This window comes from Aliikangiella maris (genome assembly GCF_040719265.1).
Taxonomy (GTDB): Bacteria; Pseudomonadota; Gammaproteobacteria; order Enterobacterales; family Kangiellaceae; genus Aliikangiella; species Aliikangiella maris.
On record NZ_JBFDAH010000005.1, the window covers coordinates 273,439 to 285,940 of the forward strand.

The window sequence follows — 12,502 nt, forward strand, 5'->3', positions numbered from 1 at the left end:
ATTAGTCGTTATTGAACAGTGGTTGTTAATTAGTCGTTGTTGATTGTTTCCTGTGTGCTCTCAGCTAAAAATATCATCTGTGGTTTATCATGCATTAAAAAGTTTTGATGTGAAATATTCCAGGCATAAGCACCTGCGTAAGTAAAAACCACCAAATCACCCACTGACAACTGTGCCACTTCTTGATCACTACACAGCACATCTTTGGGTGTACAGAGTTGCCCAACAATCGTCACTTTTTGTTGGGTTACTGTCGGCAGTTTGTGTTGGTTGTTATTGTTTTGTCTGACTATTGTAAACGGGTGATTATGGTTTTGTGCGGCGGGTGTTCTAAAATGATGTGTTCCACCTCGTGCAACAACAAAGTTTTTACCATAGCTTTGTTTAATATCTAAAACCTGCATACAATAGTAACCACAAGATGCAGAAATATAGCGTCCACATTCAAAGCGTATGGTGATATCTTGCATTTCATAGGTTTGAATTAATTGATTAAGTTCTTCACAAAACTGTGGCCAGTTAAAAGGTGTTTGCGGCGAAGAATAATTAATGCCAATGCCGCCGCCAACATTTAAGTGTTTCAAGTCTAACTGGTAGTCTTTGCACCATTGCTTGAAAGTCTTAAAATAAAGCGACATCAATTGAATATGATTTTGATAATCTAATTGATGTGACATTAAGTGAAAATGAAAACCTTTTAGCTCAATATTAGAACAGCTATTTATTAAGGTCAGTGCTTCACCCAGTTGTGCTGCTTCAATGCCAAATGGCGTTGGTTTTCCGCCCATTGATAACCGAGTTTGGCTAATTTCGCCAATAGCAATATTCATGCGCAACAAAATAGCAACTTTTCTCTCTTTATTTTGCGCAATCTGTTGTAGTCGATGTAATTCATAAAGACTTTCTACATGTAGTAACTCTACTGCCAAATCAATGGCTGCTGATAGTTCAGAGTCAAGCTTTCCTGGTCCACCAAAAATGAGTTTCTGTTGAGGTAATTGCTGGCGAAGCCAATATAGTTCACCGCCAGATGCCGCCTCAAAGCCATCAACAATAGAGCTTAATGCTTGAAGAATAGGCGCTTCGGGGTTTGCTTTGGCAGCATAAAATAATTCACAGTTATTAGGTAATTGAGAGCGCATCTGTTTTGCATGTATTTTCAGCGCATTAATATCATAAATATAGGCGCAAACAGGATCGGATTGCTGCTCGGTGAATGAGTTATCCGATGAACAATCCGATTGCAATGGGGTATTGATTAATTGCTCGGCCTTATGTGCAATATTAACTGGTAGCATTATAATTCTCGCATGGGGTTGGATAAATAAATATACTCAGCTTGACGATCAGCTTGTTTAAGTAAGCGAGTCATTAAATTACATTTGCATGGGATATCATCACCATCGACTAACGCTTCAAGTTCTGGCTCATGACCAAAATCATTTTGGTACTGTATGATTTGTTGTCTTACCATTAGCCAAAGCTGGTTTTCCAATTGCCAGTTGCTACCACTTAAATAGTGAATTGCTTCGCTGATATTATTAATTAGGGTGCAATAGGCAATACGCCGATAGCCTTGCTCCCTACAATATATTACCGATTCACGAGCTCTATCACTTAATTCAGCCAGATCCGCTTCTGACCATTTTTCAGCAACCAATTTGGTGCCCTCCAAATCACGTAATTGGATACGTGAGGGTAAGTGCTCGGTAAATCCAATAACCGTGTTTTGCAGATGGGGTTCAAATATAATCCCCAACTTGAAAAAATAATAGAAAACTGGAGGAAGTAGGTTTTTTAAATAGTGTTCAAACCAGAGATGACAGGCGTCGATATAAGACAGGCTTTGGTGGGTAGCCAATGCTTGTATACCACTTAGTGCAACGCTACTAAAATTTTCATCATCAGCAAACAAGGCGGCAGCGACGCGTGGTTGAAACTGATTCACTTCATTTTGTGTATATGCGGAGCGAAAGAGTAAGCCAAAAGCTTCACTAAGCTGGTTAATTTGTTCGGCTTGATTGTTTAAACTTTGCTGAATTGACAAGTGAGACAAATCAATCGTAACAGATGCGGGTTCTTCCATTAGTTCAAAGGCAGGAAAAAATTGCTTAACTTGCGCATTAAACTTGCGTATTAATTCGGTGATAAAAATAGCACTTTCCAATTCATACCAGGCATTTTTGCGAACACAGTTAGTTAGTCTAATGTGTAGAGAAAACTTGAGAAAATAATCGGTTTCTGGTGCATAGAGTGTACGCACCGACGAGGTTGGAAACCAATCGATTTGACTTTCGCCAAGCCATTTAATTTTGCCTAAAGCTAAAGCAGCTTTAAACAAAGCGGTTGATTGAAAACGAGCCAGTTGATAAGGGTGACAAGGTAATACTTGAAATTCAGCAGGAATATTTTGTGTGGTTAATTTTCGTAATGCGACTAAAGGTTCATATCCTTCGCAGTTTAACACTTTAAGTAACGTATTATGTACCGCCAGTAAAGGTAGTTTAAATTTAGCACCGGATTCTGGCGATATTGATAGCAACATGGTGTCATCAATACCTTCACGACTTTTAGGGGTTGGGTGCCAGGCATGCCCCCAGATAAGACTTTGTTCGGAGCGAATAAAACCGTCATATTGTAATCTATCAGGAGCGCCGTTGGCAGGATAGGTTAAAAATAGACAGCTATTGGCAACACTATTTTCAATTTGTGTTAACAGTTCATGATTAAATGGCTGGTTTAATTCGAGTGCTAAGTTTTGTAGCAATACACTCGATAACTCTTGATAATTTAAGCGTTGCCATCCCGAGCCTTGTGATTTTAGATAGGGCGCACTCAAATAACGACATTGCCCCAACTTTTTCAAGTCAGCAATGCGAACCAGAATCCAGGCTCGACTTTTAGTGAGGGTAATAAGCATTAAGTGTTCGTGCTTGTTTCTGTTGCCATATTTAATTGCTTGTGGCCAATCTGTCACACCAAATTGTGGATTGATTTGTACTTCGCCGCGTAAACTGGCAAACTCTCGACAATAACAATTTAATAGTCCGCTAATACTGCGTTGAGCGGCTTTTTCTTTAATGAGTGATTGTTGATAATATTGTGAAGTAGATTGAGCGATCATGAGTCTTCCTCATTAGTTAAATATCGCGGTTGTGGGAAATAGATAACACCAATAGCAATGACTGCGGCAATTGCGCTGAGTAAAAAAGGCGCATTTAATCCAGCCAGCTTAACCAGAAATCCTGAGCATAACCCAGCGGTAACTCCAGCCCATTTGCCTGCACTATCAAAGCGTCCAAAAATCAAGCCGGCGTTATCGGCATTTTTTAATGCAGCAAAACATTGATGAAGTGATATAAAAGTGAGTGTGATGCCTAACCCCATAGTTAAACGAGCAAGCCATAACCATAGACTAGTGTTTATTTGCATTTGAATGAGTGCGGCAATGATTAGCGCAAGTAGTCCGTATAAACAGACAGAAACGGCACTCGATGTCTCAATTTTTATCAATCCGCATGAAGTAATAATCAAATAGACCAAATGAGGCAAGCTAAAATAAAAACCGATAATCGATGTTTCAATGATGCCTAGCTGCTCAGCAAAAGGTAAAAAGTAAGGAAAGCTCACCACCATTGAAAAACTAAATAAAAATTGAATGAGTAAAATTTGTAGAAAACTCAATGGCGCACTTTTTAAGCCAGATTGCTTTTGCCGCTTAATTGATGATTGCAGCTCATCTTTTGGTAAATGGTAAACTAAGATTGCGGCGAATAAGGGTAAAATTGCCAAATAACAGTAGAGTTGACGAGGATTGTCGCTGGTAATGAGTAATCCAAAAATAATCGGTGCTACCAAGAGTGACAGCCTGGCTGAAAATTGAGTCCAGTTAAGAACGGTTGGAAGTCTTTCGCGATTGACTTGGGTTGCTAAATAGGCATTTGATGCCGCATAAGTGCCACCACAAACCCCCTGAATTAATAAACCCAAGGTGAATAAGGTTAGATTATTGGCGAAACCTGCGATTAAAAAACCCACGGCCAAACCAGCCTGCGCTCTGAGTAGCGACAAACGTCTACCGTAGCGATCGGCAAAAACACCCCACCAGCTGGCAGCAAATGCCATACAAATTGTGGGTAATATGTAATACCAACCAATTAAATAGTTGCTTTCGCTATTAATTAAGTCAGCCATGATTTTAGGTAAAAATAAAGGCATTCCCAGTGCAGTAAACGACGCTAGAAAATGACAGAATAGCACCGTACCGATCAGCTTTTTATTATCTTTCATTGTTGAGTTGACCAAAGCGGGTTAGGGGCACTTAAACCATAATATTTGTTAATATCGGTTGCCTGACTTTGCTGTTTGCTCATCAAACTGGCTGCACTTAATAAATATTTGGCGTAATGAAAAGGGGCATCTAAAATAGCTGATTTAAATGCTTCTATATAACGTTCTGTCGTAATATCTGTTGTATTATTTGCATTGTTAGCCGTATGGCATTGCTGTATTTTTGCCAATTCTTGATGAATAATTTGTTTGACCACTACATAAGTTTGTTGTGAGCTAATCAGTCCCCGACTGGCTAGTCCATCAATAATACAACCAATATTCAGCTGCAAATTGATGGTAGTAAACATTTGTATTAATGGCGATTCATTTTCAACCAGAATACGCTGATCGATAAACTGTTCGATGAACTGATTAGTTGGTTGATCGCTGTTGGGTAAAGCTTGACGTAATTTTTGCGGATCGATTCGACCAGCATCATTATCTCTGAATAATAGTTGTAAAGGTGCGTTCGCTCGAAATAACACCAGTGTGTTTTGCTGATTAGATTCCAGAGCAATACCATATATTAATAGTAATCGCATATGTACTGATAAAATTAAAGTAAAATAGTCATTGAGCAATGCGTTTAAATCATTGTGATAGTATCGTTTTGCAAGTTGCTCAATTACAGTTTCACCTTGACTGGTTTCTGCTAAAAACGCGGCAACACAAACCGGTGATGTTGACGAAACATCAGCCGGGTAGTGTCGAATTAACCAGGCAAGGTCTGCACGTTGATCGACGCAACCACCATGTTGTTCGTGACAATGGATATAACGTTGATTAAATTGTTGGTCGGTTTTAACCAGATGTTCTAGCAATTGTTGAAAGACATAACCATCATTAATAGTACTTGGTTTAATTGTTCTAATGTTTTTACTGCCAAGTGTTCGCATGGGTAATGGTAACTTGATATGAATTGATGGCCTGTCGACTAAACAAACTGTTCTAACCGATAAGGTCGGCCTTACCGTTAAGAATGGCTTGGGCGCAAAGTGTACTGAATCTTTATGGAGCCAAGATTTTAATGTTTCTGGTAAATAGGTCTTTAACGTTTGTGGGTGAATAGGTACCAAAATAAAATCAGATCCCAAGTCTTCTGATAAGCCAACCTGGGAGAAGGTTGGCCAGAAATCTTCATCAATCGTTGCACTTGGTGTGCACAGATTTTGGGGAATAGCAACCCAGTTCAAGATAAACTGCGGCATCGTTTCAGGACAGTAATGAATAATAGCTTCATTGGGTAATCCCGATTTGGCGCGTGCCGTGGGATAAAGAGGATGATCGCAATGTGCAGCTAACTGTTCGATTAGTTGCATTTGCTGCCAACCATTTAAATCAGGCTGATTAATATTTTTCAGTTGTTGCTGTTGTTCAGTAAATAATTGAATAGCCAAGTCTTTATGGGCCACTGCGCAGTCGCATTCTTGTTCAAAGTCAGCATAATATGTGCGTTGCTCCTGGGTTAAATGGGTGGCTAATTGATTTAACCAGAGTGAATAGTGATTACCAATTTGCCATTTATTGTCTTGTTTAATTAACCACTGTGCATGCGCTATTCGCCAACTTTGGATAAACTCGGATCTTTGCAAAGGTAAATATAAACTGAAGTTGCCAAGATGTGTTGCTTTTAACCAATGCTGAGGTAGGGGAGCATCCCATATTGGCGTCAGCGGTTGGCCGTTAATTATTTCACCTTTAGAAATTAACTCGCCAATATTTTCACGTAAAAAAGCATCTATTACTCGCTGTGTTATATAGGCAATGGACGATGAGATTGAACTTTGTCTTGAGGGTTGCATTAAACAATCTCCCAGAATAATGACGCACTTAAGCAATCAATTTCATTAATTAATTCATCTGACTCTGCTTGCAGGCTAATTCCGCTCATTACACTTAAGTAATCTTTATTGGAATGACTTAAGCGGATTTTATCTCCCACCTTTTTTAAATTTTTAAAACGAATTTGACTGTTTGATTGCAAACTAAACGCTTCAGGTTGCTGTTTGAGTTCACCATTTTTTTCAGCACAAAAATAACGAATAATTGCCTGACCATCGAGTGGCTTTAGTGCTGGCAATTTTTCACCTAAATGTAAGCGGATAATTTGTTGAAACCAATCAAACGGAGCGAGATCATTTAATAAAAACTCTCGATTATCGCCAATACTGCGATAATTGATCTCGATTAATATGGGACCATTCTCGGTGAGAACAAATTCGCTATGACAGACACCAAAGTTAACGCCAAATTGTTGAATTTGAGAAAGTGCGACTTGGCGATGAGATGATTGTACAGTTGACTGCCATTGTGCTTGCAATTCAATAAAGCAGGGCGGTTCCGATAAAGTGACATCAAATCCACCTAGCGCTATCATGCGCTCACCATCGCCTAAAGTCTCTAGGGTAAATAGTGGGCCTTGTAAGAGCTCTTCAATTAATAATGCGCGATCGGGGTGTCTTTGCCAATACTGCTGACAAAATTGCGTTAGCTGTTGTTGATTATCACAACGTTCTACATCAAGACTGGCGACGCCTTGCTGCGGTTTGACAACACATGGAAAAGGAATCGTTAATGTATTAAGAGCTTCAATATTTTGTACTGATTTAAACCATGCACTGGGTAGATTTTTGGCTTGTAAAAACTCTCGCATCGCGGTTTTATTTTTAGCGCGATAGCAGACTCGCCAATTTTTTGCTGGTAGATTAAAAAAGTCCGCCGCTTGTGCGCATGGTGTTTGTAAATGATCGCTATTAGTAAACAGTGCTACGGGACAGAGCTGACGCTGTTGCAAAAGGTCAATAATTGCCTGACTATTAAAGACATCACAACCGATAATATCAAGCGGATAGCCTGGTAGTTCATCTTGAGAAAAAAATTGCTGATGTTCAAGTGGGTGATCGGTTAATAAAATAACCGGATAGCCAAGTGATACCGCTGCGGGCAAGAAACCTTCCAACGCGGCGGTATTTAACACATGAGTTAACATCACAATAGGTTTACTGTTTGTCACGATAATATCCTTAGTCGTCCCGGCAAACTTGCCGGGATAAGTCAAAGTGAAATTTGAAAAAGAGCTTTAATTAGCGTTCGAATTAGAATTGGTAATCGAGTTGTATTGAAAAAGAACGGCTTGGCGCGGGTTGGCGTCCCCATGGACTTACATCGACACCGCGAAAATAATATTCTTCGTCTAATAAGTTATTGATAATTAAACTGACAGCCAAAGACTGTTGATTATGCTGATAAAACCGATGCTGGATCATGCCGTTTAATAACCAGTAGTCTGGCAATAGTCCTTTTGAACCCAGTTCATCTTCTTCTAGCGTATTAGCTGCATCGCTAAAAGCTTCGCTAAAATGTGTTGCTGAGATTGCGAAGTCTGTATTTTGATAAGCATAGCGAGCCTCAAAAATCCATTGCTTATCAGATGCAAAAGGAAGCGTTTTCCCTTGATTGTCACCGCTTAGCTGTACAGCATCGAGATAGGTATAACCTGCGTGAAGAAATAGCCCATCTAGACTAGATGGCTCCCATGTTGCTTCTAGTTCGTAACCTTTATGGCGAGTTTCACCAAGGTTTTTAAAACTTAAACTGGGTCGGTCGAATTGAATTTGATCATCAAAATCGATCTGATAGAAGTTAGCGGTGAAGGTTAATCCATCTTGTGGTGTATAACGAAATCCAGCTTCAAAGTTATTGGCTAATTCCGATTCGACGTCACCTTCGCGTGTAATTTGAGTCACTTGCGGTGGACGCAGGGATTTTTGAGTATTGGCAAATATAAACCACTGTTCACTGTATTCAAAGCCAAGCGTTAACCCTGGTAGAATTTCTGAAATATCATTTTCACGCGCTATTGCGGTTATACCATCACGATAATCCATGGCCACATTTTCATAGCGTACGCCAGGAGTAATGGAAAGTCGATCGTCAGCTAATGACAGGGTATAACTGGTGTATAATGCATAAGCATTAGTTTTAAAATACCAATCTCTAAGTGTATTAACTGTATCGTCAGTAAAAATATTTTGTGTTACGGCATAGTCAATATCTTCTGTGACATAACGAGCGCCAAGTGTAAATTGGTGCGTAACTGTTTCATTATCAATTAAAAAGCTAAGTCTTGGCTCACTGCCATACACTTCAAAAGAACGTGGTGATGCACGAAGCTCAGCGGCTTCTTCGCGCGCGTCAAACGGATAGCCGAAATCAAAACGGCGATTGCTTTTTTGATAAAAATTAATCCAGTTTAATTCAGCAAAACTGTCAAAACCTTTATTAAAGGTTGCTGAAAAACGTGTTGTGTCGGCATCAAAATAATCATAAGGGCGTTTTGATTGAGTAGGGTCTTGAGCATAATCATTCAAAGGCAGCGCGCCTGGTAATTCTGAGGTTACGTTGTAGTATTGGGCCAGCAGTTTTACATAACTGTCATCACTTAAACTAATTCTTGAATTGAAAATAGCATTATCTACTTCGGTATTAGAATGTTCGCGAAAGGATTCTCCTCGCGCTGTGTTGAGTTGTAATTGCAGCGCCACATCTTTATTTACGTGACCACCTGTTCGCACATAAAAATCATTTAAATGGCGGCCTTTTTCAAACAATGTGTAGCGGTTTCGAATTTGGGTTGAAAACTCATCACTAATGGCTTTGGGAATAAAATTAATAACGCCGCCAACATTATTAGGACCGTAATGTACTGCTGCGCCACCACGAACGACATCGATTTGGGCAACTGACTCCATGGTAAAAGGAAATAAAGAAAGTCCAAGATGTCCATAAGGTGCCAGACTGTAGGGTACACCATCAAGCAAAATCTGAACCTGGCCACTACGACCTGGGTTTAAACCTCGTATAGAAATATTTGGTAAAATACCTGTACCTGTTTCATCTTGCACTTTAAAGCCGGGCACACTGCGAAAGGCATCTTCAAGATTTCGAACACCACCTAGTTGCAATTTATCTTCGCTAATAATGTTTCTACCGCCGGGATAAGTTAGCACTTCAGCTTGCTCGGAATTCCCGAGCCACTCTCCATAAACGCGAATGATTTTGCTCTCATCTTGTTTGTTATTTTCTCCTTTGTCTGTTGATTGTTCAGCCATTGCATAACTATTTGCCATGAGCGTTGTAATCGCAAAAACCATAGGTTTAGGAGAAAAAATTGTTTTTATGTTCACTTGATTTGACCTGTTAATAAATTGATTAGAGTTCGTTTTTAAACTGGGCTAAGTTTGCTTGAAGTGCGCGAAATAAAATGCCACGGTCTTCACCAACAACAAAGGCGTTGATGTTTCGTTTGCGCCATTGAGTTAATTGACCTTCTGTTCGCGGTATTGCGCAAAAGGGAATATGAAATTGCTTGCAGGTGAGGGCAATATCAGCGATTGCTTGCTGTACCTCAATATGTTGCGCATTAGCGGCATGTCCCATGCTAAATGCTAAATCCATAGCGCCTTCGAGAATCATATCGATACCTGGAACAGCCAATATTTCAGGCAGATTTTTCACACCCGTCACCGATTCAATCATCAATACCAGCATGACTTGCTGATTGGCTAACTGGGTATATTCAGCTAAAGGAATTTGGCCAAACCCAGTATTGCGGCCACCCGTTATGCCTCGGTTTCCCTCACCAGGATAGCGACATGCCTGAGTGACTTGTTGTGCTTGTTCAACATGCTCAATTCGAGGTACAACAATACCTTGTGCACCAGCATCGAGTGCTTGTTGAATAAGGTGGGGGAAAGGGCCTGGCACTCTGACAAATGCACTCATGTTGGCGCATTCGGCAGCACGAATGGCATGTTCCAGTTCCACTGGATGACGCAGCAAATGCTCTTGATCGAGAATAATAAAGTCGTAACCGGCATAACCGATCATTTCTACCAACAAAGGTAAGGGGGTAGAGTTGAGTATGCCAAACACGACTTCATTATTGGCTATTTTCTGTTTAACCGAATTTTTTTGTAACATTATCGAGACGCTATCTAATTGATTGTTAAGCGATTGATTGGAATATCTCGCTTCATTTAAATCGGATCCTAAATGAAAATGATTCGCATTACAATTATTATTTGTTAAAAGATAGTGACGAATAGCCCCTTGGTTTTTGGATGAGAACTGTTACAATTACGATTAATAAGGTAAATGATAATTATTTATATTCTATGTACCATCTTAATATGATCAACACGTTAACTGGCAATAATGAATAGTCGTCAATTACACCGTTGGCTTGGTTTTTCTATCGGTTTAGTACTGAGTTTAGTGTGTCTTTCTGGCAGTATATTACTGCATAAGCAAAATTTACTGCCGCTGGTCTATCCAGAATTAGCTCAAGCGATAAAACAACCCGTTAAAACAGCAGCTATTGATCCTTTGCTTGTTGAACAATTGATTGCTTCACAGTATTCACAACCTATTGCTGTCGTATTGCCCAGTCAAGACTGGCCTGTTTATACGTTGGCTTATAACAAATCAACGAAAGCCTATTTTAATCAGGCAGGGCAGTTTTTGATAGCGATCGATAGTCAGAATGACTGGTTTGCCTGGTTGTTTGAATTGCACCAGAACCTTTTGCTTGGCAAGTCGGGTAAACAAGTTAACGGCTGGTTACAGTTATTCACTTTGACGCTGTTGATAACCGGAGTCATCTTGTGGTGGCCAAAACGTAGTGTATTAAAATCGATATCGATTAATATTAAAGCCCCCCCACATAAACTCTGGTATCAGATTCATCGCACTTTGGGAGTGCTGGCACTTCCTGCATTAATATTAATGATATTAAGCGGTGTTTCATTATTATTTTATACGCAAACCAAAGGCATTCTTACGAGTTTATTTAATGATAAACCTCATCAACAAGTTCAACAATCTCAGCCTGTTAATCAACTAAAAGATGTCATCAAGCAAGCGCAACTCACCTGGCCTGACATTCAGTGGCGTGCCATTTATTTACCCCGATCGACAAGACCACATTGGAAAATGCGAGGTAAATTTGCCACTGAATGGCACCGCAATGGTCGTTCTTTTATCACATTTAAGGGTGCTGAAAATAATGAGTTGTTATTAGAAGATGCGCGCAAAGCAGATACTGGACTGGCTATTTTACAAAAGTTGTATCCGTTACATAGTGGTGCAATTGGTAGTGTATTTTATCGTTGGTTTTTGACTTTTATTGGTATTGTTCCATTGATTTTGTGGGTTAGTGGTGTTTACCTTTATATTTTAAAACCGCGTAAAAAGCGCGCTCGAGCACTTTTTACGACTGCTAGCCATCCACTTTAGCTACCCATTTTACCACCTTACTTTTTGTCAGTTGATTAATCTTGAAAATATTGTCGAATAAAACGGTTATCCATAGAACCGATTAACTATCGGTTTTTAGTGGGAGAATATCTGCGTCGAATTAACTTGTGAAAGATGTTCTGTTTCAAATGAACATTGATTTAAAATCGATTTAATATTGAATGAGTATTATATTAAATGAGTCTTTAATATATGCGCTTGGGTGAACTTGAAAAATTACTTTTAAATTATTTTTGGGATAATCATCAAGCTGATGCCAAGGCAGTGCATGCTTATTTCGAAAAGCAACGTGGTGGGACATTAAACATCATACAAAGTACGCTTGATCGGCTTTATCGCAAAGGATTGCTTAAACGCCAGAAGGTCACGCATTTTAATATTATGCAGCCAAACCGCGCACTTCGTTGATTTTATTTAATTATTTAGTCTCGTTACGTCAGTATAAACGAACTTGCATATCATTCAAGATTAGTAGAATTTGGAAGATCTAGATATCTTTTTTAGATTCAATCACTTAGACCTGACAGTGGTAAATTTTCCCTGAATATACACGGACAGCCAACGTATGTCATCTTTAAACATCCTCTAATAGTTCTATGTTCGCATAATGTATATTATGTTAAATTAAATAATAATAGATGACTAACACAAATACGCCAATACGCTTAATCTTGGCTATTTCCTTCAATAAACTCATAATTATCCTCCACTGTTAAAGGATTAAAAGAATTAACTAAATCTTTTGTGATTTCCCACATTAATGTCGAACCATTCAATCCTTTTCAGCCAAATTAACATCATCACTCAATTCTTCTTTATAACGTGAATTCGGGAAACTTAATTTTTCTGTAGA

The 12,502-nt window shown here is 39.2% G+C and carries 9 protein-coding genes; 2 read left to right on the forward strand and 7 right to left on the reverse strand.

What is annotated here, in order from left to right:
- Positions 1-29: 29 nt before the first annotated feature.
- From ABVT42_RS06655 to ABVT42_RS06685, 7 genes are all read right to left on the reverse strand, one after another.
- Positions 30-1,298 carry a type III PLP-dependent enzyme gene (locus ABVT42_RS06655; protein ID WP_353896113.1) on the reverse strand — a complete coding sequence of 423 codons (1,269 nt, stop codon included), beginning with the start codon at positions 1,296-1,298 and terminating at the stop codon, positions 30-32.
- Positions 1,298-3,124, reverse strand: coding sequence for an IucA/IucC family protein (locus ABVT42_RS06660; protein WP_353896112.1), 1,827 nt, complete (start codon positions 3,122-3,124; stop codon positions 1,298-1,300). Before ABVT42_RS06660 ends, ABVT42_RS06655 begins: the two co-directional genes overlap by 1 nt.
- The gene (locus ABVT42_RS06665; protein ID WP_353896111.1) at positions 3,121-4,290 is read right to left on the reverse strand and encodes an MFS transporter; all 1,170 of its coding nucleotides are present in this window, start codon (positions 4,288-4,290) and stop codon (positions 3,121-3,123) included. The genes ABVT42_RS06660 and ABVT42_RS06665 overlap by 4 nt, the downstream gene beginning before the upstream one ends.
- On the reverse strand, positions 4,287-6,134 hold the full coding sequence (locus ABVT42_RS06670; RefSeq protein ID WP_353896110.1) for an IucA/IucC family protein: 1,848 nt from the start codon (positions 6,132-6,134) through the stop codon (positions 4,287-4,289). The genes ABVT42_RS06665 and ABVT42_RS06670 overlap by 4 nt, the downstream gene beginning before the upstream one ends.
- Positions 6,134-7,345: an ATP-grasp domain-containing protein gene (locus tag ABVT42_RS06675; RefSeq protein ID WP_353896109.1), complete on the reverse strand. Its 1,212-nt coding sequence runs from the start codon at positions 7,343-7,345 to the stop codon at positions 6,134-6,136. The genes ABVT42_RS06670 and ABVT42_RS06675 overlap by 1 nt, the downstream gene beginning before the upstream one ends.
- 82 nt (positions 7,346-7,427) lie before the next feature.
- The gene (locus ABVT42_RS06680; protein WP_353896108.1) at positions 7,428-9,518 is read right to left on the reverse strand and encodes a TonB-dependent receptor family protein; all 2,091 of its coding nucleotides are present in this window, start codon (positions 9,516-9,518) and stop codon (positions 7,428-7,430) included.
- A gap of 25 nt (positions 9,519-9,543) precedes the next feature.
- Positions 9,544-10,314, reverse strand: coding sequence for an HpcH/HpaI aldolase family protein (locus ABVT42_RS06685; RefSeq protein WP_353896107.1), 771 nt, complete (start codon positions 10,312-10,314; stop codon positions 9,544-9,546).
- Positions 10,315-10,548: 234 nt separating this feature from the next.
- Between ABVT42_RS06685 and ABVT42_RS06690 the strand changes: the two genes are divergently transcribed.
- Both ABVT42_RS06690 and ABVT42_RS06695 read left to right on the forward strand, forming a co-directional pair.
- On the forward strand, positions 10,549-11,628 hold the full coding sequence (locus ABVT42_RS06690; RefSeq protein WP_353896106.1) for a PepSY-associated TM helix domain-containing protein: 1,080 nt from the start codon (positions 10,549-10,551) through the stop codon (positions 11,626-11,628).
- Between the two features lie 213 nt (positions 11,629-11,841).
- Complete coding sequence (locus tag ABVT42_RS06695; RefSeq protein ID WP_353896105.1) at positions 11,842-12,057, forward strand: BlaI/MecI/CopY family transcriptional regulator; 216 nt, start codon at positions 11,842-11,844, stop codon at positions 12,055-12,057.
- Positions 12,058-12,502: the final 445 nt, after the last annotated feature.

What these genes read in the sequence shown, in the direction of transcription:
- ABVT42_RS06655 (WP_353896113.1), bottom strand. Translation starts at nt 1,298, where the DNA reads ATGCTACCAGTTAATATTGCACATAAGGCCGAGCAATTAATCAATACC.
- ABVT42_RS06660 (WP_353896112.1), bottom strand. Translation starts at nt 3,124, where the DNA reads ATGATCGCTCAATCTACTTCACAATATTATCAACAATCACTCATTAAA.
- ABVT42_RS06665 (WP_353896111.1), bottom strand. Translation starts at nt 4,290, where the DNA reads ATGAAAGATAATAAAAAGCTGATCGGTACGGTGCTATTCTGTCATTTT.
- ABVT42_RS06670 (WP_353896110.1), bottom strand. Translation starts at nt 6,134, where the DNA reads ATGCAACCCTCAAGACAAAGTTCAATCTCATCGTCCATTGCCTATATA.
- ABVT42_RS06685 (WP_353896107.1), bottom strand. Translation starts at nt 10,314, where the DNA reads ATGTTACAAAAAAATTCGGTTAAACAGAAAATAGCCAATAATGAAGTC.
- ABVT42_RS06690 (WP_353896106.1), top strand. Translation starts at nt 10,549, where the DNA reads ATGAATAGTCGTCAATTACACCGTTGGCTTGGTTTTTCTATCGGTTTA.
- ABVT42_RS06695 (WP_353896105.1), top strand. Translation starts at nt 11,842, where the DNA reads ATGCGCTTGGGTGAACTTGAAAAATTACTTTTAAATTATTTTTGGGAT.